Origin of the sequence: Clostridium sp. C2-6-12, assembly GCF_009928485.1 — a bacterium.
Classification (GTDB): domain Bacteria; phylum Bacillota; class Clostridia; order Clostridiales; family Clostridiaceae; genus Clostridium.
The window spans coordinates 82,472-103,786 of sequence record NZ_JAABNP010000005.1 but is presented as its reverse complement, the minus strand read 5'-3'; the positions used below and the strand labels follow the sequence as shown (position 1 = coordinate 103,786).

General features: G+C 29.2%; 24 protein-coding genes and 1 other RNA gene. 6 read left to right on the top strand and 19 right to left on the bottom strand.

Translation table 11 applies throughout. The annotated features are described in order from the left end of the window. Nucleotides 1-174 precede the first annotated feature (174 nt). Together GXK56_RS06105 and GXK56_RS06100 are read right to left on the bottom strand one after the other, a co-directional pair. Entirely contained in the window at nt 175-360 is a 186-nt protein-coding gene (locus GXK56_RS06105; protein WP_160686233.1) for a hypothetical protein, read from the bottom strand. 91 nt (nt 361-451) lie between these two features. Continuing rightward, nucleotides 452-1,144 carry a hypothetical protein gene (locus tag GXK56_RS06100; RefSeq protein WP_202127836.1) on the bottom strand — a complete coding sequence of 231 codons (693 nt, stop codon included), beginning with the start codon at nt 1,142-1,144 and terminating at the stop codon, nt 452-454. Between the two features lie 135 nt (nt 1,145-1,279). Here GXK56_RS06100 and GXK56_RS06095 point away from each other — a divergent pair, with 135 nt between their 5' ends. Together GXK56_RS06095 and GXK56_RS06090 are read left to right on the top strand one after the other, a co-directional pair. After that, nucleotides 1,280-1,504, top strand: coding sequence for a DUF1659 domain-containing protein (locus GXK56_RS06095; RefSeq protein ID WP_087701257.1), 225 nt, complete (start codon nt 1,280-1,282; stop codon nt 1,502-1,504). Between the two features lie 43 nt (nt 1,505-1,547). Further along, nucleotides 1,548-1,766 (top strand): DUF2922 domain-containing protein, encoded by a 219-nt coding sequence (locus tag GXK56_RS06090; protein WP_119368050.1) that lies wholly within the window; start codon nt 1,548-1,550, stop codon nt 1,764-1,766. Nucleotides 1,767-1,850: 84 nt separating this feature from the next. Here GXK56_RS06090 and GXK56_RS06085 read toward each other — a convergent pair whose 3' ends face one another. The 8 genes from GXK56_RS06085 to GXK56_RS06055 all read right to left on the bottom strand — a co-directional run bounded on the left by GXK56_RS06085 (nt 1,851) and on the right by GXK56_RS06055 (nt 5,996). Continuing rightward, the gene (locus GXK56_RS06085) at nt 1,851-2,606 is read right to left on the bottom strand and encodes a phage antirepressor KilAC domain-containing protein (RefSeq protein WP_160686229.1); all 756 of its coding nucleotides are present in this window, start codon (nt 2,604-2,606) and stop codon (nt 1,851-1,853) included. 27 nt (nt 2,607-2,633) lie between these two features. Beyond that, nucleotides 2,634-2,873, bottom strand: a complete 240-nt coding sequence (locus GXK56_RS06080) for an AbrB/MazE/SpoVT family DNA-binding domain-containing protein (protein ID WP_160686227.1) — start codon at nt 2,871-2,873, stop codon at nt 2,634-2,636. An 84-nt stretch (nt 2,874-2,957) separates the two neighbouring features. Further along, nucleotides 2,958-3,584 carry an ATP-binding protein gene (locus GXK56_RS06075; protein ID WP_160686438.1) on the bottom strand — a complete coding sequence of 209 codons (627 nt, stop codon included), beginning with the start codon at nt 3,582-3,584 and terminating at the stop codon, nt 2,958-2,960. Between the two features lie 49 nt (nt 3,585-3,633). After that, a complete protein-coding gene (locus tag GXK56_RS06070; RefSeq protein WP_160686225.1) occupies nt 3,634-5,007 on the bottom strand; it encodes a phage replisome organizer N-terminal domain-containing protein in 1,374 nt (457 codons plus the stop codon). Next, on the bottom strand, nt 4,994-5,122 hold the full coding sequence (locus tag GXK56_RS28505) for a hypothetical protein (RefSeq protein WP_279283091.1): 129 nt from the start codon (nt 5,120-5,122) through the stop codon (nt 4,994-4,996). Before GXK56_RS28505 ends, GXK56_RS06070 begins: the two co-directional genes overlap by 14 nt. A 24-nt stretch (nt 5,123-5,146) precedes the next feature. Further along, nucleotides 5,147-5,338 (bottom strand): hypothetical protein, encoded by a 192-nt coding sequence (locus tag GXK56_RS06065; protein ID WP_243156029.1) that lies wholly within the window; start codon nt 5,336-5,338, stop codon nt 5,147-5,149. 82 nt (nt 5,339-5,420) lie between these two features. Then, a complete protein-coding gene (locus GXK56_RS06060; protein ID WP_160686221.1) occupies nt 5,421-5,642 on the bottom strand; it encodes a helix-turn-helix domain-containing protein in 222 nt (73 codons plus the stop codon). Between the two features lie 129 nt (nt 5,643-5,771). Then, the gene (locus tag GXK56_RS06055; protein WP_160686219.1) at nt 5,772-5,996 is read right to left on the bottom strand and encodes a helix-turn-helix transcriptional regulator; all 225 of its coding nucleotides are present in this window, start codon (nt 5,994-5,996) and stop codon (nt 5,772-5,774) included. Between the two features lie 254 nt (nt 5,997-6,250). Here GXK56_RS06055 and GXK56_RS06050 point away from each other — a divergent pair, with 254 nt between their 5' ends. The 3 genes from GXK56_RS06050 to GXK56_RS06040 all read left to right on the top strand — a co-directional run bounded on the left by GXK56_RS06050 (nt 6,251) and on the right by GXK56_RS06040 (nt 8,142). Further along, on the top strand, nt 6,251-6,625 hold the full coding sequence (locus GXK56_RS06050; protein ID WP_160686217.1) for a helix-turn-helix transcriptional regulator: 375 nt from the start codon (nt 6,251-6,253) through the stop codon (nt 6,623-6,625). A 196-nt stretch (nt 6,626-6,821) separates the two neighbouring features. Beyond that, nucleotides 6,822-6,998: a hypothetical protein gene (locus GXK56_RS06045; protein ID WP_160686215.1), complete on the top strand. Its 177-nt coding sequence runs from the start codon at nt 6,822-6,824 to the stop codon at nt 6,996-6,998. After that, entirely contained in the window at nt 6,982-8,142 is a 1,161-nt protein-coding gene (locus GXK56_RS06040; protein WP_160686213.1) for a tyrosine-type recombinase/integrase, read from the top strand. The genes GXK56_RS06045 and GXK56_RS06040 overlap by 17 nt, the downstream gene beginning before the upstream one ends. Nucleotides 8,143-8,208: 66 nt before the next feature. Here GXK56_RS06040 and rnpB read toward each other — a convergent pair. From rnpB to GXK56_RS06005, 7 genes are all read right to left on the bottom strand, one after another. Further along, nucleotides 8,209-8,556: RNase P RNA component class A (gene rnpB, locus GXK56_RS06035), an RNA gene on the bottom strand. Between the two features lie 124 nt (nt 8,557-8,680). Beyond that, the gene (locus tag GXK56_RS06030; RefSeq protein WP_160686211.1) at nt 8,681-8,980 is read right to left on the bottom strand and encodes a hypothetical protein; all 300 of its coding nucleotides are present in this window, start codon (nt 8,978-8,980) and stop codon (nt 8,681-8,683) included. A gap of 181 nt (nt 8,981-9,161) precedes the next feature. Then, entirely contained in the window at nt 9,162-9,953 is a 792-nt protein-coding gene (locus tag GXK56_RS06025) for a Nif3-like dinuclear metal center hexameric protein (RefSeq protein WP_160686209.1), read from the bottom strand. A gap of 11 nt (nt 9,954-9,964) precedes the next feature. Further along, nucleotides 9,965-10,657 (bottom strand): class I SAM-dependent methyltransferase, encoded by a 693-nt coding sequence (locus GXK56_RS06020; RefSeq protein WP_160686207.1) that lies wholly within the window; start codon nt 10,655-10,657, stop codon nt 9,965-9,967. A 244-nt stretch (nt 10,658-10,901) separates the two neighbouring features. Next, complete coding sequence (gene rpoD / locus GXK56_RS06015; RefSeq protein ID WP_160686205.1) at nt 10,902-12,041, bottom strand: RNA polymerase sigma factor RpoD; 1,140 nt, start codon at nt 12,039-12,041, stop codon at nt 10,902-10,904. A 4-nt stretch (nt 12,042-12,045) separates the two neighbouring features. Next, complete coding sequence (gene dnaG, locus GXK56_RS06010) at nt 12,046-13,830, bottom strand: DNA primase (protein ID WP_160686203.1); 1,785 nt, start codon at nt 13,828-13,830, stop codon at nt 12,046-12,048. Nucleotides 13,831-14,048: 218 nt separating this feature from the next. After that, nucleotides 14,049-15,074, bottom strand: a complete 1,026-nt coding sequence (locus tag GXK56_RS06005) for a deoxyguanosinetriphosphate triphosphohydrolase (RefSeq protein WP_160686201.1) — start codon at nt 15,072-15,074, stop codon at nt 14,049-14,051. Nucleotides 15,075-15,447: 373 nt separating this feature from the next. Between GXK56_RS06005 and GXK56_RS06000 the strand changes: the two genes are divergently transcribed. Then, the gene (locus GXK56_RS06000) at nt 15,448-16,515 is read left to right on the top strand and encodes a CotS family spore coat protein (protein ID WP_160686199.1); all 1,068 of its coding nucleotides are present in this window, start codon (nt 15,448-15,450) and stop codon (nt 16,513-16,515) included. A gap of 256 nt (nt 16,516-16,771) precedes the next feature. Here GXK56_RS06000 and GXK56_RS05995 read toward each other — a convergent pair whose 3' ends face one another. Together GXK56_RS05995 and ppdK are read right to left on the bottom strand one after the other, a co-directional pair. Next, nucleotides 16,772-18,010: a GNAT family N-acetyltransferase gene (locus tag GXK56_RS05995; protein WP_160686197.1), complete on the bottom strand. Its 1,239-nt coding sequence runs from the start codon at nt 18,008-18,010 to the stop codon at nt 16,772-16,774. A 620-nt stretch (nt 18,011-18,630) separates the two neighbouring features. Further along, nucleotides 18,631-21,258, bottom strand: a complete 2,628-nt coding sequence (gene ppdK / locus GXK56_RS05990; protein WP_160686195.1) for a pyruvate, phosphate dikinase — start codon at nt 21,256-21,258, stop codon at nt 18,631-18,633. Nucleotides 21,259-21,315 lie beyond the last annotated feature (57 nt).

Here is a 21,315-nt window from a genome sequence, read left to right as displayed (position 1 = left end):
ATTTCTGTACATTAGCGATTATCTAAGTTCACATTATAAGAATAAAATCTTATAATTACCTATCAGACTATATAACCCATTATAATCCAATTTTTTCACTTATGGAATAATTATCTACTTCTACAAAAAAATAAATGCAGCAACACTTATTTATGCTGCTACATTTTAAATCACCTAAATATTTTCTTTGTTAATAATATTATCAATCTTTATCTTCTCTACTTCTCTAGCAGGAATTCTATACTTTTTTGTATATTTTATTATTCCTATTATATATACTCCTGTAACAAGCACTATAACTATGCATCCACGTAATAAGACTAGTGCTAAATTATATAAATCATTTATCATATAAGCCATAACTGCCTCCAAAATCTCTTTATTTTAATACTTGCCTTATTTCTAAAATTATAATCATATATAAAGATCTTCTAACCTGTGCTTCTTGCTTTTATTCTGCTAATTCAACATTCTTATAGTAAAAAGCAGTTTGTTTACCATCCCAAACTACATTTAAGGTTTCTCCATTATTATATATTCTAACTATTTTTCCTATTGATTTGATTCCCTGATACTCAATATAAACTTTATTTCCAACTTTATAATCTATATCTGATTCTCTTATATTTTCTTCAATAACTTTATTTATAAAATAATTTTCTGTTTCAAAAATTTCGTTTTCTTCGAATTTAGGCTTCTGTATATATTCCAATATCCATCCCTTAGGATTTATAACTATAGTTTTCTCTCCAGGTATTATTAAATTTGCATCACCTTTTCTTTTGATATATTGCTTAGGCTTAAGATCTTTTAACTTTTGTCTTTGTATTTCATTTATTTCCTTATCAATATTCACAATAAGCATTTCTTCTCCAGGCATTATTCCCACATCTTTAGGTAAATTAAATTCATTTACTTCATCTGAATTAAAATATAAGGTTTTATCATTCAATTCAACTAATAATGCTCCACTAAGTGTTTTCACTATTCTACTGCAGCTATTAGAATATAATTTTATAATACTATCAAACTTATCTAATTCTTTATTTTCCCCTTTAATAATTATTTCCTTTGGTTTTACAACCTCTATAGCAGGCAAATCAAATATACTAATTTGTCCTTCAATAAAACATTCACTTTTCATGATCATCCTTTCAATACTTTTAATCTGTTTTAGTTCTTTTGTTGATTAAAAAACAAATAAATTTTATTTATTTATGTAATAGCGAGCATTTGTCCATATATCCTTTATGAAAACAAAATGAAGGAGGTAAAAACTATGGCTGTAACAAAATCAATTCAAACTGCATCCCTAAGCATTGAAGTTCAAAGCGGGACTGATAAAGCGGGGGACGCGATCTACAGCAAGAAGACTTTTTCTGGTGTAAAAACAGATGCTGCTCCTCAAAATGTCTATGATGTTGCTGAAGCAATAAAAGGCGTTATGGAAGCTTCAACTAGAGATTACTTTATAAATGAATCTTCTAGTTTAGTAAATGCTTAGGATAGCATTCCTAAGTAAATTTTTAGGATTGGAGGTATGTTAAATGGAATATACTTTAGCTATGACTTTTTTAACTGCTGCTGGTTTAAAGACTACTTTAAGCGTTAGCGGTGTTAAATCTACTCTTACTAAAGATGAAGTCAATGCACTTATGGATGTTGTTATTGCCAAGAATATTTTCAAAACTAATTCTGGCGATTTAGTTAAGAAATCTGGTGCTCAATTGACTCAAAGACAAGTTACTAAATATGAAGTAGCTTAGTCGCTGGTTTTTAAAAATGGAGGTTGTCCTTACGAATAGGATAGCCTCCATTTTTATATATGAATTTTCATACAAATCTTTAATTTATAACTCTCTAATCTTTCTTCCTATGAAATCTATACCCTTCTGAAATACCATAGTTTTTACATTAATTTTAGTTTCTCCACTAGGTACAGTATACTTTTGTTCCAATATGCGAAAATAACCAGAATCTACAAACTGCTGATAAGGAATATTATTTTTATCTAAGACTTTTTTATCTCTTAATAATGAAAATAGTCTATTCCTTCCCATTCTCTTAATACCAAGAACTTTTGCAACATGTCCCATTTCAATTGCATCTTTAGAGCCTGCAACATCATCATAGAATTGTGCTTTTGGTTCTAATAATTTTACTCTCTTTTCAGCTTCTAATCTTCCTTCTCTTTCTTCTTTTAACTTTGTAGCTGCAGCAATTAATAAATCTGGATTATCTAATAATTCATCTGTAGCATACATTCCTGTTTTTCGTATACAAGGTAGTATTTCATCAAAAATCCATGCTTCAAATTTTTCTGCACCTGGCAATTCGGATTTTGCAGTTAGGCGGTATACATCCCCTTCCGGTATTAAACTCATTTCTACATTTTGAATAGCATCCGTTCCATCTTTCCTTTTTCCTGTTACTACCCCTATGTCGTGTTTCACGACACCCCTACAATGCCTTAAAATTGCATCTCTTGGGTTTTTATATCCCAATGCTTTTGCTATATCTATTCCAACAGCATAATCTTTATTATTAATTTTTACCCATCTTATTTCCCCAAATCTTTCATCTTTAAAAATTAGTAAACCTCCCATTTTGCTTATCCCCTTTCTTAAGAATTATTATTTACCCAAAGCCTTTCTGCATCCATCACAAACAATAGCTCCATTAAATTCAACAACATCTTTATCACTACCACAAAAGATGCATCCCTTACTATATTTCCTTAAAACTATATCATTATTAACCTTAACTATTTCAATTGGATCTCCCTCGTTAATGCATAGTACTTTTCTCATTTCCTTTGGTATTACAACTCTTCCTAATGGATCAACATTTCTTACTATTCCTGATGCTTTCATTTATAACAACTTCCTTTCACAAATTAATTTATTAACAACCTATAGTTTATGATTTACTTAAGCCTATAATTATTCCAGATGAACTTACTTAAGCCTATAATTATTCCTAATATCCTTTTCAATTTCTACCACATAATCTTTTGACATTTCATATATCCTTGAGGCAACACCTTCATCAAAGGCTAATAATCTATCAATAGAAAATTCACTGCTGACTATAATAGGCAGAAAATTAAGATACCTGTAATTAATGATTTCAAACATAATATTTACGTCTGTTTCATTAATTTTTCCTTTGAAGAGGTCATCAATAAGTAGTACCTCGCATAATTGATACTTTGAAATAATTTTGGTGTAGTATTCTTCATCAATCATATTTTGTTTTATCTTTGTAATCACATCTCTATAAGGCATGTACACTACTTTAATCCTTTGTTTTAAAAAGTTTAATGCAACTGCAATGCTACAGTGAGATTTTCCACTGCCAACTTGTCCACATAGTAAAATACTATTACGCCTGCCACCTCTAATTTCATCAAAATCAGCACAATAAGCTGCTGCAGTATCCTTTATCCTTTGTGATGCCTTATTCCAAACTTCAAAACTAGAGAAAGTAAGTTTACTTTGTTCAACATTAATTCCTGAATACTTCCACTCATTCTTTAGTTTTTCTATTTTCATGCATTCACAGGCTAAAGCAAGTGGCTGCATATGTTCTTGTGGAACAAGTATCCATCCGGTGTCACAGCATCTACTGCACTTATATGAGGTTTGCTTCAATCCTCTTTCTTTCAGCTTCTGTAAGTTTTCGTGGTTCCTTTGGCTTGAATCCTGCAAATTCATTTTTATCTGCTGTGTTACTCTTTCCAATGCTTCTAAACCCATTTTTCTTTACCTCCATATGATCTTCTGGATACCCATCCCTTCTCCAATTTTTTAATACTCCAATTGCATACTTTACGTCAGGACAATTTCTTTCAAAACCAACATCCATAGCCATCTTAACCCGTTTTTCTCCATGAATGTCAATAGCTGATCTAAGTGCAACATAATCACATCCACCAACTTTTCCTGTTATTTTTTCATGATATTGCATAAGCTCTAAAGCTTTAAGATTTATATCCTCCTCTTCTACAGATTCACTTTTAGTATTATTATGTTGCTCAAAGATACTGAACTTGCTTACTTCTTCGTCACAAGCTGAATTTTTATTATTTAAACCATAAGTTAAGCTGTTATTATTTAAATCACAAGCATTATTTTTACTCTCTGTATTTTTCTCTTTATCTATATCTTTTTTCTCTTTCTTATTCTTTTTCTTATTCTCTATCTCTTTCTTATTCTGTACCGTTACTGTAACGTTACTTTTATTTTGAGTAACGTTACTAGTATTTTTAGTAGCAGTAAAATTATTATCAGCAGTTTCTATAATGCTATTGCTGATATCCTCATTATTATCAGTAATTTTTGTACTACCAATACTGCCAGCTTCACTAGCAGCAATATTAGTTTTATCATCAATATGAGTATTTGCAGAAGCTTCTTTACTAGTTTCTAAATTTTCTAATGGACCGTTTTTATCTAGATCTTTATTTTCTCCTAAAACATCATTATCTTTTGAATTTTTCTTTTCTTTTATAGTTTTATTTTCATCCAAATCTTGATTCTCTTCTATATCTATCTCTTCTTCTAAGACTTCATTTTTCTGAGTTTCTTCGTTATTACTTTTAGCCGCTTTCTTCTCCTCTTTTTTCTTTTCCCTATGATTCTCAGCTCTTCTTCTATTTTGCTCACGAACCCTTTCCATTCCTTCTATGTTTTGATACTTGTCCCAGTTTACAATTTTAATTACTTTATCAGAAGCTATTTCAATCATCCCAAGACGAGATAAAGTTTTCAGTGCAAGTTTTATATCTGCTAAAGGCCTAGAAAATATTACGGCAAGCATTTTATCTGTATATGGCATATCCTCTGATAAGAATATCTCCCCATCAGCGTTAGTCTTGGCTGCTTGTATAAGTAATCTTATCCATAAATAATGAACTGTATCCCTCTCTGGCATTGCATCTATTAATTTCATTTTTTCATCATCAGGCATACAAGTAGCTAGCTTAATCCATTTAATATCTGCCATTATTTTCACACTCCCATAAGCAAAATTTTCTAAACCTTTCAAGTCCATCCCAAGATGGACTTATTCCAATTGAATTACATACATAGATATAACATTTGAAGATTTTTAAATTCACTCTTCTCCCTCATTTAATGGTGTCTTATTTTACCAGAACTCCCGTATGTTCCTCTCCTCTTTTACCCTTTTCAAAGTCATAATAAATACACTCTTCAACCTGTTTAACCGGGAAATTCTCTCCAAGCATTTGAGTACATACTTTTGTATCCCTTGGATAATTCTTTAATATTTCTATTAAATCATTGGCTGTTAATCCTTCAAATTTTCTAATCAATCTAAATCCCTTCTTTCTAAAACTATTAGTTATATGCATGGAAATGAATTCATTCTACTATCTTGGATAAATACTTAAATGACTATCCCTCCCTATCAAAAGTTAAATCTTTAATGTCTTCTAGGTTAGATAAATCCTTTCCATTGTTTTCTTCTAAAAACTTGATTAATTCTGTTCTAGTTATTTTTAAACTCCCAAGCTTTAGCCCTCTTATTACATTCTTCTTTAATAAATCATATACAGAATTTCTGTTAACTTTTAACAACTCTGCAGCTTCAGATACCGTATATAAAACTGGCTCCATCCCCATCCCCCTATTCTCATTTCCATGATTCATCCCTTATGAATTTATTTGGTGCTAATCATAGTTCCATGCTTGATTTATAAATCACGTCTACTTCTTGCTTTTCATCTTTATCATTCTCTAGTTATGTTAGGCTTTTTTACCAGTTTTCATTTTAGTAAGTTCATCAACAACAAATATTTCTTCTATTGTTTTTCCAAAAAAACTTGAAACCAACTTAGCCTCTGTTACACTGAAATCAGACTTGCCGTTTATTTTATAATTTAGAGCACTTCCAGTTATTTTAAGTATTTCTGCTAACTCCTGTTGAGTAATTCTTTTCTCTACCATAAGGCCTTTTAATTTGCTGTACATCTTTCATTCTCCTTTTTAATTGCTTAATTCTAATTTGCTATCCATTTAAGTTTTCATTCTGATAATTTACACTTGTTTAATTATCATATCGCTAATTTAATTTCATTATAAATTAGCATTTAGATAATTTCAACATATTTTACTCAATTTAATAAAATTTATTTTTTCTTTTAGTTAATTTAGTGTTAATTAATTAGCAAATAGTTTATAATATTAGTTAGTGAATTGTTTATAGTATATAAGGTGGTGATAATATGAGTAAATTTCCTACTAGGCTTAAGGAGCTTCGTGAAGAAAAAGGGTTATTAGGCAAAGATTTTGCTAGAATTATGAGCGTTGAACCTGCAACAGTAACTAATTGGGAGAAGGGAAATAGATTTCCTAAGGATGATGTATTAATTAAAATAGCTGATTATTTTGACTGCAGCATAGATTATCTTCTAGGCAGAACTGATGATAAACTTGCAAAAGTATACTCAGGAACATTACATAATCAAACTATAGAAATTGAAATTGATAAAGGATATCCTCATGAATTAACTGCTGAAGAAGTTCAAAATATTATTAAGCAATTAGATGCTGTCGGTTTAGATGTGAAAAAGTTAATTGAAAACTCTAAAAATAAATAAAATAATCAAGAAAAACTGTAGAATTTTCATCTATGGTTTTTTATTTATTTTTATGCTATTTTTAGCTTTAAATAATAAAATATTTACTTTTACTTTAAAAAAATCCAAATTTCATTCCAGAATATTGAAATCAAAATCTAATAATGTTATAATTTTCATGAGAACACTAGTTCGCATTATGTTAGGGGGAATTTTAATGCCATGGAAGTATATTTTAAATATTAAACTCAACAATGAAATCGTTTATTCAAGGAATATAAATGAAACAGTAGATTATAATTCAGATAAAGATAAAACATTATTGGATAAAGCTACTATAGATTGTGAAATACTATCTAACATGGAGGTGTCAAAATATGCAAGGAAGTGTTAGAAAGAAAGGTGATAGATGGTATTATTCATTTGAATTACCTTCTATTGATGGTAAAAGAAAACGAATTGAACGTTGTGGAGGCAACACAAAAAAGGAGGCATTAGAATCATTAAATGAAGCAATATACAAATATGCTAATGGATTTGTAGAACCAAAAAAATTAACATATGATGCGTATGTTACCGATTGGCTTGAAGATTATATTAAAGAAAATAGGAAAATTAATACCTATGAAAAATATAAATCACTTTATCTCAACAAAATAAAACCACATATTGGTCAATACCTACTTAAGGATCTTAAACCTATACTCATAGAAAAACTTCTAAATGCAGAAAAGAAAAAAGGATTAAGCAATACTACTTTAGAATCAATTTATGGTGTAATAAATTCTTCTTTAAATAGAGCTGTACGACTACAGTTAATTAATGATAATATGTGCAAATTTATTGAAAAACCTAAAAGAAATAAATATATTTCAAATACTTTAACTGTTGAAGAGTTCACTTTACTATTGTCGCACTTAGATTCAACTGATTATGGAAATTATGTTTTTAAACTCTGTTTAATTGTTACTTTAGAACTTGGCCTAAGAAGAGGCGAGGTAGCAGGTCTAGAATGGAGCAATATTGACTTTGAAAATAAAAAAATCAAAATCAATAATAATCTTATATATACAAATACATCTGTTCAGGTAGGAACTCCTAAAACTATTGAAAGTGAAAGAAGTATATCTGTATCTAATGATCTTTTAGAATTATTTAAGACTCATAAAAAAAAGCAAAATCTAAACAGACTAGAATATGGTGAAAATTATATTAAAAATAAATTTAACAACCGTGAATATGATTTTATTTTCACTTGGGAATCCGGCAAATATATACATCCAAATTACTATACTTTAAAATTTAACAGATTAGTAAATAACTCAGGAATTGATAAAAAAATTCGTTTCCATGATTTACGTCACTCCAATGCCACTTTGCTTTTGCAAGAAGGTGTAGATTTTAAAGTTATACAAGAAAGATTAGGCCATTCAGATATTAATACAACCTTAAATATATATTCTCACGTAACCGATGAAATGCAGAAATCAGCTACTGATAAAATCTCAAATTTAATATTCTCATCTAAATTAATATAAAAAAATAGCCGTCGGAAGAATGTCGGAAGAAATTAACCTTCCATTCTCTCAACTGCCTATTTTCAATATGCGAGATAAGCCATAAGCCGAGTTCTGTACTAAGCAATCATCTATCTAGGCCTGTTGTTGCCAGCAGGCTCAAGCGACGCACCCGGAGGCGGGACGGGCAGCCCCTTAATGCCTCCCTATTCGGTCTTGCTCCAAGTGGGGTTTACATAGCCGTGAAGTCGCCATCACGCTGGTGAGCTCTTACCATCACCTTTCCACCCTTACCTAAGTAAAACTTAGGCGGTATATCTCTGTTGCACTTTCCTTCAAGTCGCCTTGACTGGACGTTATCCAGCACCCTGCCCTATGGAGCTCGGACTTTCCTCTCCTAGATCTAAGTCTAGCAGCGATTGCATGTCTTACTCGCAAAATATATATTAACATACTTTAAACAAATATACAAATGAATATTTTTATTAATTTGCTGGAATGATATAAATCAAAATCCGTATTTTGAAACTTTTAACTTATTAAGTATAATATATACAATTTATATTAATATAAATATTATTGTTAACAAAATTATTATTATTATTCCATACAAGTTTACTCCGCAAAATAACAAAGTTAAAATAATTATTCCTGCAACTATTAGTTTCGGATAAAATAAGGCCAATAATGTTGTTTTTCCAAGACCAAAGGGAGTAAATCCATTTGGTCTACCACAACATCTAGATGGTCTCTTTCTAAAAAAACCTCTAAAGGCATTTTTACTATGTTTAAATATGTTTCTAAAATCTTTTTTTAAATCTTCCCCTGCTCCATTAGCAAAATCATCATCTCTACTCATATCTTACTCTCACAATATTAATACCTTATAAGTATATGCAGTTTTTTCTGTTTTATTTACTTAATTGTCACATATTAATTTTATGAAATGAATTATTTAAATAATGATGAAATGCTTGTAAAAATATTTTAAAATTTACGCAATATTCTTTTCTCTGTTCCTAACTTATATTAAGCATTATTTAAACAAATTCATATGGATCTTTACTTTGCTTTGAAGTAATAAATTCAACATCTTTAAACTTTTCTTTTAAAAATTCTAATGTTTTTAAGAAAACAATATACTCTGTTGGAAAATGTCCTGGATCTAATATACTTATACCCATTTCTTTAAAATCCGAGACAAAATGATAAGTAGTATCCCCTGTTATTATACAATCTGCTCCAAGACTTTTCGCCTTATGAAAGAAGTCTTGGCCGCTACCATTTATTATTGCTAATACTCTTACTTTTTCATTACCTCTTACAACCCTCATATTCTTTATATCTAATTTTTCTTTAACAATATCTATAATTTCTGAAATTGACATTTCTTTTTCTAATTCCACTATTCTTCCAATTCCACCATCTTTATATTCTTTTGAATCTATAGGTTCAATTATTCTGCTTGAATTAAAGCCAAGAATATTAACTATTGTTTCATTAATTCCATTTTTAGCACTATCTAAATTAGTATGGCACGAATATAAAGCAATATCCTCTTTTATCAAATTAATAATCTTTTCTCCAACTAAATCACCTTTAATAATATTGCTTGGCTTTCTAAATAACAATGGATGATGATTAATGATTAAATCACAATTAAGTTCTACTGCTTCTTTAATTACTTCATTTGTACAATCTAAAGAAAGTAATACTTTATTTACTTCTTTTTGCTCATCCCCAACCATCAATCCAACATTATCATAATCTTCCTTTAAAAATTTTGGTGCTAATTGTTCAATTTCCTTTGCTATTTCAACTACTTTTGCCATAAATTCACCACCTAAAAATTTTGCAATAACTTTTTTAACCTTTGATTTTTTTTCATCAACTCATTTTTACGTTCTATAGCATGTTCTGTGTTATCTTTTATAAATTCCATTACTTTTTCATTTTTATCTATTTTGCTTTCTATATATGCTTTAAAAATAGAAGACTTTTTATTTAAAATCATTGGACTTATTTCATAGAATATCTCCTCCAAAGATATATAATCTCCTTTTTTATATTTTACTTTGAATATTTCATAAAACTTTCCATCATCTAAGCAAATATCTTCATCTATAATCTCATAATCATTATTATATAAATATTTACGTAAAACTTCAGGATTTTGAGCAGGTTGAAGTATTAAATATTCTAAATCTTTTAACTTACTCAAATCATTTTCTAATATGTCTCTAATTAAATTTCCACCCATACCAGCAATTATAACTGCATTTGCTTCTTTATTTTTTAAAGGTGATAATCCTGCACCTAATCTTAAATCTATTTTATCTGACACTCCATCTAATGATGCATTTATTTCAGCTTTTTTTAAAGGATCTTTGTTTATATCTGAAGCAATAACTTTTGAAGCAATATTATTTTTAACTAAATAGATAGGTATATAACCATGATCTGTTCCAACATCCATTATAACTTCAACCTTATCAAGTTTTTCTATTATCCAATTTAATCTTTTACTTAACTCCATATTTTCCTCCACTTAATTCAGTTAACAGCTAACAATTTACACTTAAGGTAGAAAACTATTGTTTTCTAAAAAATTCTTAGTGAATCCCACTAAGTCATCTCCATATGCTATAGGAGTTGTATAATACTGTATTAATAAATTTTTCTATATATTAGTGTTGTTAATTATCAACTAAAACATTTACTAATTTTCTTTTCAAAAACTAAGCACCTATTATCTAGGTGCTTAGTTTTTAATTTAAATTTTAATCTAAATAATCTTTTAATTTTTTACTTCTTGATGGATGTCTTAGTTTTCTTAAAGCTTTTGCTTCAATTTGTCTAATTCTTTCTCTTGTAACATTAAATTCTTTTCCAACTTCTTCAAGAGTTCTTGCTCTTCCATCATCAAGACCAAATCTTAATCTTAATACTTTTTCTTCTCTAGGAGTTAATGTATCCAATACACTTATTAATTGTTCCTTAAGCATTGTAAATGCAGCCGCTTCGGCTGGTGCTGGTGCTTCATCATCAGGAATAAAATCTCCTAAATGAGAATCTTCTTCTTCACCAATTGGAGTTTCTAATGAAACTGGTTCTTGTGCAATTTTTTGAATTTCACGTACCTTATCTACTGGTAATTCCATAACCTTTGAAATTTCTTCTGGGAACGGATCTCTTCCAAGCTCTTGTAACAATTGTCTTTGCACTCTAATAAGTTTATTTATAGTTTCAACCATATGAACTGGTATTCTTATTGTTCTAGCTTGGTCTGCAATAGCTCTTGTTATCGCCTGTCTTATCCACCAAGTAGCATAAGTAGAAAATTTATATCCTTTTCTATAATCAAACTTTTCAACAGCCTTAATAAGTCCTAAGTTTCCCTCTTGAATCAAATCTAAGAACAACATACCTCTTCCAACATATCTTTTTGCTATACTTACAACTAATCTCAAGTTCGCTTCTGCTAATTTTTTCTTAGCTTTTTCATTTCCCTCTTCTATTTCTTTAGCATAAGTTATTTCTTGTTCAGAAGACAATAGTGGCACTTTTCCAATTTCTTTTAAATACATTCTAACAGGATCATCAATAGCTATACCTTCAGGTACTGATAAATCTAGTTCTAATTCTTCTTGCTCAACTTCAGCTTCTGGAGCTTCTCCTATTATTTCAACACCTGTCATTTCAAATACTTCATATATCTTTTCTATTTGTTCTGGGCTTAAATCAATATGATCAATAGCCTCCATAATTTCTTTATATGTTAATGAACCGCTTTTCTTTCCTCTTTCTATTAATTCCTTAACCGCTAGCATCTTGTTATTTTTATCTTTTTTGTCATCCTTTGGCTTTACTGATTTTCCATTTGCTTTTTGTTCCATATTATTATTGCCTCCTTCCGTCATAACCTTAAACCTCTCTCTCTACCTTTTTCAACATTTCTGATAATTTAGCATACTCCATTGCAATTTTAATAGATTCCTCAATTTCCCCGTTTTGTTCAAATCTATTTTGCATCGTTTTTAGATCTTCAATTTGCAATTTAAGCTTAAAGCATTTAATTTGCTTTATATAATCTCTAATCAATCTTTCCTTATCTGTAACAGCTAAAATTTCATGTTCCATAATTTTTATTAATTCTTTGGAACTTTCTACATCATCACATCTGCTTTCTACATAAGATATTATATTATTAGTATCTGCTTTTTTTCCTTGCAATATTAAAGAATAAATTTTATTATGTGGTTCTATTATGAAGTCACCAAAATTTATAACATTTTTGAGTTCTTCATAAAATTCATCCTTAAACATCAATTTAAGTAAAGCCCTTTCAGCTTTTAAATAAGCTGGTTCTATATATAACTTTGTTGCAGTGCTTTCCTTTTTATTAGAAAAGCTATCCTCTTTTAACTTTTTTGCCATTTCTTGAGAAAGCAAATCATATAACGCCTGTTCTTTAATTGATGTTTCTTCTGATATTTTTTTTATATAGACATCTTTTTCTACTGGATTCAAATCTACTAAAATATCTGCAAATCTTTCTCCATATTTAACCAAATCATTTCCATCCTTAAGATTAATTCCCTCTGATACCTTTTTTATTCTATATTCAATTAGTGGTAATGAATCTTTTACTAACCTTAAAAATGCTTCTTTTCCGTTATTTCTCACAAATTCATCTGGATCTTTACCTTCTGGCACTGTTAATACTTTTACATCAAATCCAGCATTTCTTAAAATTTCAAGACCTCTTAGAGTAGCAGTTTGACCTGCCAAATCAGCATCATAAGAAATTATTACTTTGCTTACATATCTTTTTAAAAGCCTTGCCTGATTTACAGTAAGAGCAGTTCCAAGAGATGCTACAACATTAGTTATGCCAGATTGATGAAGTGCTATTAAATCCATATAGCCTTCAACAATAATAATGTAATCTTCTTGTAATCCATTTTTAACTGCAAAATTTAAACCATAAAGATTAATTCCTTTTTGAAAAATCATTGTCTCAGGTGAATTTAAATATTTTGGTTTTGAATCATCTAAAACCCTGCCTCCAAAGCCAATAACTTTTCCTTTTACATCGAATACTGGAAACATAACTCTATTTCTAAATCTGTCATAGACATTCCCAGTCTTCTCATTCTTAGAAATTAATCCTGCTTCTAGTAACAAATCATTTTTGTAACCCTTTGTTCTTAAATAATTTATTATTCCCTTCCAGTTATCCTGCGCATATCCAAGACCAAATCTCTTTATTGTTTCTTCTCTTATTCCACGCTTTAGAAAATATTCCTTTGCTATTTTAATTTTTTGTAAACTAGCAAAATAATATCTAGCAGCATCAACATTAACTTTATATAAAAGTTCTTTTTTTCTTAGAACTTTATTATTTTCCTGACCTGCTATTTCTAATGGAATACTAGCTTTATCTGCCAAATACTTTGCAGCTTCTAAAAATGTAAATTTCTTATATTTCATAACAAATGTAATAACATTTCCCGCCTCACCACATGAAAAACACTTGTAAATTTGTTTATCACTAGAAACACTGAATGACGGAGATTTATCATTATGAAATGGACATAATCCCATATAATTTCTACCTGATTTTTTTAACCTTACATTTTCAGAAATAATATCAACAATGTCATTTTGCTCTTTTATTTTCTCTATTACGTCTTCTGGTATCTGCAAGGAGACATCTCCTCCCTACTGCTTTTTTTCAACAATTATATATTATTCGACATATTTACGAGTTTTCCTTCTATTTATTTAATAAATTTTATTTTAATTTCTTCCAAGTAATATGAAATAATATTTAGTTGAATTGCATTATTATTAAATATTCTTTTTTTTATTTTGAAATCCTCTTTTTATTTTAAAATTCTAATACCTATTGTATTTAGTCCGAACTAATCTATTACTACCTTAGGAACAAATATTTTATTAAATAATAATAAACAATAATCATCACTCATTCCTGCAATAAAATCAGCCACACCTCTTTTTAAGCTTTCTTCTTTAGCTATTTTTAAATAAAATTCAGGCATTTGTTCTGGATTTTCTTCAAAATACATTATTAGCTGCTCCAAAATAAATTTTGCTTTATTTCTCTCGACCTTTAATGTATCCCCTAAATATATATTTTTAAACATAAATTCCCTTAATTCTCTCATTGCGCCATCAATTTCTTTGCTCATGCCAATTTCTCTAATACCATTATTAATATTATCAGTTGATGTTTTTACAAAATCTTTAATTAATATATCTAATCTTTCATTAGAATTATCTCCAAGAATCTTAACAATTTCTCTTGGTATCTCTTCTTTTCTTAATAATCCAGCTCTTATAGAATCATCAATATCATGATTTAAGTAAGCCATTTTGTCACTAAACTTTACTACAACACCTTCTAAAGTAATTATATCCTTTACTGTTCCAAGACCACTATGGTTTAATATTCCATTAATCACTTCTTCCGTTAAATTAAGGCCTTTTCCATTATTTTCAAGCTTTGTTACCACTCTTACACTTTGCTCATTGTGACGGAAGCCGCCATTTAAGTATTCATTTAATACTTCTTCTCCATTATGTGCAAAAGCAACATGCCCTAAATCATGACCTAAAGCAATTGCTTCAATTAAATTTTCATTTAATCCAATTCCAACACCAATATTTCTAGCAACTTGGGATACTTCCAAGGTATGAGTTAATCTAGTTCTGTAATGATCACCAAAAGTCTTTATATATACCTGTGTTTTATGTTTAAGGCGCCTGAATGATTTACTTTGAATAATTCTATCTCTATCAACCATATAGCAAGTTCTAATATCATCTTCTGCCTCAGGAATTTTTCTTCCACGAGAATTTTTAGAAAAAGCTGCTTCTTTGATTAATGTCAAGCTTTCAAAATCTTGAATTTTTTCTCTTACATTCATATATTATCACCTCTTTTTATCTATTCTATATTTATCTCCATATTCCTCTATTTATTAACACTCTTTATTATTTGCAAATTATAAAAAAATAATATCATTTATATATAAAATTTTATATTTTTTTGCAATTCTTTAAGTATATTCCTAAAATTGCATTAATATTATTTAATACATAAAGTTTTTCAACTAACTTAAAACAAAGCAACTGTGTCCGCTTAGTTAATGATGAATGGTTGATAATGAATGATTAAGGTTCAAAACCGTAGGTTTTCTTTTAATTATTTTTATCTTTCAAAAATCTAGAGGTTTTTCTTACTTAATTATTCATTATTACCTATTCCAAAAAATCACTTAATATAAAAGGAGTGTTTTTATGAGCATCGAAGTATTGCCTTTACAAGCTTCCAGTCTTTCCCCTGAAATTATAAAACTAAATGTTTTACCATACTATAATTTGCAAAAGGCTAAAGTTTCAATAATAAAATTTAAAGATACAGATAAACAAAGAGCTGTATACAAAGTAGATTTTAATGAAAAAAGTTATTGTTTAAAAAAAGTTTATTATCCAATAAATGATTTGCTATACGTATATTCCGCTATTGAATGGTTGTACAGAAATAACATCAGAGTACCAAAGCTTTTATCAACCATTGATAATAATAGATTTGCAGCTTATAAAGATATGCTTTTTATATTAACACCTTGGATCAATGGTGAGAAATGTAATTTTGATAATATTAGCCATGTTACTCTAGCTGTAAAAAAACTTTCTACTATACATTCAATCACGCGCAACTTTCAACCAATTTTAGGAAGTTCTATAAAGGAAGGCTTTGATGATTATTACATATCAACCTTAAAGCATTTTGAAGATCTACTTCTAACATCTAATGAAGCATTTAAATATAAAGATACTTTTTCTAAACATTTCATTTCAATTTTTGATATTAATTTAAATTTAGCAAAATTATCATTAGATATCTCAAATAAAATAAATGCAGATACTCTAAGCAAATCTCTATGTCATGGTGATTTTGTAAATAAAAATATAATTTTTCCTAATGATTTAGATCCATGGATAATTGATTTTGATAAATGCAAAACAGATTATTCAGCAAGAGATTTAGGTTATTTTATGCGTAGGCTTCTTAAACGGGAAAATACAAAATGGGATATTGATTTAGCTTTATCTTTACTAAAAGCATATGATGAAATTTCTCCACTCACAGAATCTGATTTAAGATATATAATTTCATATATTTGTTTTCCACAAAAGTATTGGAAAATATCAAGAGATTATTATAGAAATATTAACAAATGTAATAAATCCGCTTTCTTATCGTTGCTTATAAAAGCAACTTCAAAAGCAAACCTTCAATATGATTTTTCTCTAAAAATCATATACGAAATTGAAAAAGCATTTCATATAGTTTTACTTTAAAATTATATGCAAGTTGTCCTCTTATAGCAAGTGGTATTATAATACATTTATAGTATAAAGTTTAACTAATTTATATATAATTTCCATTCTGAAATATACAAGCTTATTGCTTGGACATGAAACTAAATTAGTAAAAAGAAGCACCAAGAAAAATCAAATTTTTCTTGGTGCTTCCTTCTTAATTTCATTATTTATATTATTATTCTATTAAAATGAAAATATAATTTTAAACTTTATCTTATTTTTCGTAATTATGTTAAAAATAATCTGAAAAATAAGGTTTTTCCACTGGAATCAACTGTTCCAAAATTCTAAGCATATAATATTCGGTCTTTATTCTTCCACATTCATATAAAAAGGTAGGACGTTTGTACCCCATTAACATAGTGGTTAAGGTTTGAATATCCATTTCTACTAAATTAGCTGCATGAATATCATCAGTTTTTTCGCAAAAAGTATCATCATCTTCCCAATAAACATTAAACACTCCATTATTCCAATCTGCTATTGAATCTTTTATTTTCAAATTAATTTTAAAGTTTTGTGATTGAACTAAAAATGGATATTGTAAAATAAATTTTTTAACATCAATAATTCTTGCCATAAAATATGGTTCAATTTTTTCAACTATCTCACTATCTTCAAACAGAAATGCCATTGGTTCCCCAGAATAATTATTTCCTTTGATTTCATTTACCATAGAATAATGTGCACTTATATAATTCCATATTCCATAACGCGCTTCACTATTTAAATGAACCATTTCTTTTATATAAAAGATATCATTTCTAATGTAATAAATTAAATATCCTAAAGGTTTATGGTTTTTATTGTAATAGATAGCAGCTATAATATCATCACTATCCCATCTCCAATATTCATCCCAAGCTAGCTTATCTCTGATCATTGCACCATGACGCTGCATGGAAAAATAGTCATGAACATTTGAAAGATCTTCACATTCCAAACTAACACGTTCCATCATACCTTTTACATTTCTTATTTTAGGAAGCTGTGAGTCTTTTATTGTAAATGTAATCTTGTCAGATATTATTTCCCAGCCATGTTTTCTATAAAGAGGAATTGAATACGGATATAAAAAAGAAATTGATTGGCCTTCTCCATGCATATACTCGATAGCCTTTTTTATCAACGAATGTATTAACCCTTTACCTGTGTATTCAGGATATGTAGCAACTCCCGTAACTCCTCCCATGCTGCAAATATTATCGTGAATATTAACTTTCATAGAATATACAACAATCATTGAAGCTAATTTTCCATGATAAAACCATCCTAATACATATGCATTTTTAAGAATAGGTTTCTTTGCATGCATAATTTGGTCTTCTGTCCAACCAGTATGCAAAAGTTCATCCATCGTTATTTGAAATGCATAGCGCAAAAGTCCATTAAATTGTTCCAAATCATTTTCTGTTAATTTCCGCATTTTAAAGTCGCCATTTATTTCAATAAATTTTTCTACATTTTCCATATTTCCTCCATACCCTATAAAATCATCTATATAGTTTATTATAAAAAAATAAGTTTACTCTATAATTATAAATCTCCTTTTCTATATTTTCTACATTCTAAAAGATATTATTATTTTAATTTCCCTTCCCATCTCCCTATAACTTAATAACAACAGACGTTAATATAAAGCATATAATTGCTGTTATTATTGTAGAAGCATTAATTGCTGTTGTTCGTACCAACTTGATTAACAAAATTAGGTCAGGTTTATGCTATAATTGCAGGTACGGCTAGCACTACTTCTTGAAGAGCAATTGTCAATCACTGCATCGCCAGAACTATGTAGTTGTAGCTTATCATCTTGCACTAAGAACAAAACTGACAACGCAATAACGAAACTGCAAGTTCAATCCCCACTATTCCACCTTTTATTATATTAAATATATTTAATCATTCCCACGGCTAAAACCAATGAAAAGAATGGTGAAAATAATATGATTACTATCAAAAATAGGGCATTGAACTTAAAATTAGTAATAATTTCAAATTTCAACGCCCTATATCTCATAGTATGAAAAATTTAAAGCCTTATTATTAATAGCTCATATTATAACTTCACACTATTATTTATTTTTCTGATTACCTTGGATTTTTAACTTGTGCTTGTGCTGCTGCAAGTCTTGCAAGTGGCACTCTAAATGGTGAACAAGATACATAATCAAGACCTATCTTATGACAGAATTCAATTGATGATGGATCTCCACCATGTTCTCCACATATTCCAAGATGGATATCTGGTCTTGTAGCTCTTCCTTTTTCTACAGCTATCTTAATTAATGAACCAACTCCAGTTTGATCTAATTTACCAAATGGATCTTGTTCATAAATCTTCTTCTCATAGTAATGAGATAAGAATTTAGCTGCGTCATCTCTTGAGAATCCAAATGTCATTTGAGTTAAATCATTTGTACCAAATGAGAAGAATTCTGCTTCTTTAGCTATATCATCAGCAGTTAAAGCTGCTCTTGGAATTTCTATCATAGTACCTACTTTATAATCTAAAGTTACACCTTTTTCTTCCATAACTTCTTTTACTGTATTTACTATAACATCTTTAACATATTTTAATTCCTTAATTTCACCAACTAGAGGAATCATTATTTCTGGAACAATGTCAAAGCCTTTAGTCTTCTTAACTTCTATAGCAGCTTCTATAATTGCTCTAGCTTGCATTTCAGCAATTTCTGGATAAGATACTGCAAGACGGCATCCTCTATGACCCATCATTGGATTGAATTCATGTAACTCTTGAACTGTAGCTTTTAACTCATCAAAAGTTATTCCCATTTCTCTTGCTAATTCCTTAATATCTTCATCAGCTGATGGTAGGAATTCATGTAATGGTGGATCCAATAATCTTATAGTAACAGGTTTACCTTCTAATGCTTCATAAATTCCTATGAAGTCAGATTTTTGCATTGGTAATATCTTATCTAATGCAACTTTTCTTTGTTCTAAATCTTTAGAAGTAATCATTTGTCTTACAGCCATGATTCTATCTTCTGCAAAGAACATATGCTCTGTTCTACAAAGACCTACACCTTGAGCTCCAAATTCAACTGCTTGTTTTGCATCCTTTGGACTATCAGCATTTGCTCTAACTTTTAATTTTCTTATTTCATCTGCCCATGCCATGAATGTAGCAAAATGGCCTGAAATTTCTGGAGCAACTGTCTTTATTTTTTCTCCATATACATTACCTGAAGTACCGTCAATTGAAATGTAGTCCTCATCTGTGAATACTTTTCCATTAACCTCTACAGTTCTCTTTTTCTCATCAACTTTAATAGTTCCACATCCTGCTACACAGCAAGTTCCCATTCCTCTTGCAACAACAGCAGCATGGGAAGTCATTCCACCTCTAACTGTAAGAATTCCTCTTGCAGCTATCATTCCTTCTATATCTTCTGGTGAAGTTTCAAGTCTTACAAGAACAACATCTTCTCCAAGTGCAGCTCTGTCTTTAGCTTCATCAGCTGTAAATGCAATTTTACCACAAGCAGCTCCAGGTGATGCTGGTAACCCTTTAGCCATTGGTACAGCTTTCTTTAAATCTTCAGTATAGAAAGCTGGATGTAATAATGTATCTAATTGCTTAGGTTCAACCTTTAAAATAGCTTCCTCTTTAGTAAGCATTCCTTCTTCAACTAAATCAACAGCAATCTTTAAAGCTGCTTGAGCTGTTCTCTTACCATTTCTAGTTTGTAAGAAGTATAACTTACCTTCTTCTATAGTTATTTCCATATCTTGCATATCTTTATAGTGAGATTCTAGTTTTTCAACTATATCTTCAAATTCTTTATAAATCTTAGGATCTTGTTCTTTTAATTTTGATATTGGAAGTGGTGTTCTAATACCAGCAACAACGTCTTCACCTTGTGCATTCATTAAATATTCACCATATATTTCATTTTCACCATTAGCTGGATTTCTAGAGAATACAACTCCTGTACCTGAAGTTTCTCCTTTATTACCAAATACCATTTCTTGTATGTTTACTGCTGTACCCCATTCTCCTGGAATATCATTTAATCTTCTATATACTATAGCTCTAGGATTATCCCATGATCTAAATACAGCTGTTATAGACTCAATTAATTGTACTTTAGGATCACTTGGAAAATCTTCACCTTTTTCTTTCTTGTATAATTCTTTAAATTCAGCAACTAATTCTTTTAAATCATCAGCAGTTAAATCTGTATCAAATTCAACGCCTTTCTTTTCCTTAAGTTCATCAATTTTATTTTCAAATAATCTCTTTTCTATTCCCATAACAACATCTGAGAACATTTGAATAAATCTTCTATAAGAATCATATGCAAATCTAGGATTGTTAGTTAAACCTGCCATAGCTTCAACAGCTACATCATTTAATCCTAAATTTAAAATAGTATCCATCATACCTGGCATAGAAACTCTAGCACCAGATCTTACTGAAACTAATAAAGGGTTTGAATTGTCTCCAAATTTTTTACCTGTAGATTCTTCAAGTTTTGCTAAACAATCATAAATTTGACCTATTATTTCATCAGAAATCTTTCTACCATCTTCATAATATTTATTACAAGATTCAGTTGTAACAATAAATCCATCTGGTACTGGAATTCCAATATTAGTCATTTCAGCTAAATTAGCACCTTTCCCTCCAAGTAAATTTCTCATTGAAGCATTTCCTTCACTAAAAAGATATACATACTTATTTGTCATCTCAATACTCCCTCTTTTCTTATATTTTTCTCAATATATTTACTATCGATTCCTCCT

Excerpts from the sequence above, each read along its gene's own strand:
- GXK56_RS06040 (WP_160686213.1), top strand. The coding sequence starts at position 6,982 with ATGCAAGGAAGTGTTAGAAAGAAAGGTGATAGATGGTATTATTCATTT.
- GXK56_RS06020 (WP_160686207.1), bottom strand. The coding sequence starts at position 10,657 with ATGGAGTTAAGTAAAAGATTAAATTGGATAATAGAAAAACTTGATAAG.
- GXK56_RS06090 (WP_119368050.1), top strand. The coding sequence starts at position 1,548 with ATGGAATATACTTTAGCTATGACTTTTTTAACTGCTGCTGGTTTAAAG.
- GXK56_RS06055 (WP_160686219.1), bottom strand. The coding sequence starts at position 5,996 with ATGTACAGCAAATTAAAAGGCCTTATGGTAGAGAAAAGAATTACTCAA.
- GXK56_RS06075 (WP_160686438.1), bottom strand. The coding sequence starts at position 3,584 with ATGCAGCCACTTGCTTTAGCCTGTGAATGCATGAAAATAGAAAAACTA.
- GXK56_RS06060 (WP_160686221.1), bottom strand. The coding sequence starts at position 5,642 with ATGGAGCCAGTTTTATATACGGTATCTGAAGCTGCAGAGTTGTTAAAA.
- GXK56_RS06005 (WP_160686201.1), bottom strand. The coding sequence starts at position 15,074 with ATGAATGTAAGAGAAAAAATTCAAGATTTTGAAAGCTTGACATTAATC.
- GXK56_RS06095 (WP_087701257.1), top strand. The coding sequence starts at position 1,280 with ATGGCTGTAACAAAATCAATTCAAACTGCATCCCTAAGCATTGAAGTT.
- GXK56_RS06045 (WP_160686215.1), top strand. The coding sequence starts at position 6,822 with ATGCCATGGAAGTATATTTTAAATATTAAACTCAACAATGAAATCGTT.
- GXK56_RS06025 (WP_160686209.1), bottom strand. The coding sequence starts at position 9,953 with ATGGCAAAAGTAGTTGAAATAGCAAAGGAAATTGAACAATTAGCACCA.
- GXK56_RS06080 (WP_160686227.1), bottom strand. The coding sequence starts at position 2,873 with ATGAAAGCATCAGGAATAGTAAGAAATGTTGATCCATTAGGAAGAGTT.
- GXK56_RS06070 (WP_160686225.1), bottom strand. The coding sequence starts at position 5,007 with ATGGCAGATATTAAATGGATTAAGCTAGCTACTTGTATGCCTGATGAT.
- GXK56_RS06105 (WP_160686233.1), bottom strand. The coding sequence starts at position 360 with ATGGCTTATATGATAAATGATTTATATAATTTAGCACTAGTCTTATTA.
- rpoD (WP_160686205.1), bottom strand. The coding sequence starts at position 12,041 with ATGACGGAAGGAGGCAATAATAATATGGAACAAAAAGCAAATGGAAAA.
- GXK56_RS06030 (WP_160686211.1), bottom strand. The coding sequence starts at position 8,980 with ATGAGTAGAGATGATGATTTTGCTAATGGAGCAGGGGAAGATTTAAAA.
- GXK56_RS06000 (WP_160686199.1), top strand. The coding sequence starts at position 15,448 with ATGAGCATCGAAGTATTGCCTTTACAAGCTTCCAGTCTTTCCCCTGAA.
- GXK56_RS06050 (WP_160686217.1), top strand. The coding sequence starts at position 6,251 with ATGAGTAAATTTCCTACTAGGCTTAAGGAGCTTCGTGAAGAAAAAGGG.
- GXK56_RS06100 (WP_202127836.1), bottom strand. The coding sequence starts at position 1,144 with ATGAAAAGTGAATGTTTTATTGAAGGACAAATTAGTATATTTGATTTG.
- GXK56_RS05995 (WP_160686197.1), bottom strand. The coding sequence starts at position 18,010 with ATGGAAAATGTAGAAAAATTTATTGAAATAAATGGCGACTTTAAAATG.
- ppdK (WP_160686195.1), bottom strand. The coding sequence starts at position 21,258 with ATGACAAATAAGTATGTATATCTTTTTAGTGAAGGAAATGCTTCAATG.
- GXK56_RS06085 (WP_160686229.1), bottom strand. The coding sequence starts at position 2,606 with ATGGGAGGTTTACTAATTTTTAAAGATGAAAGATTTGGGGAAATAAGA.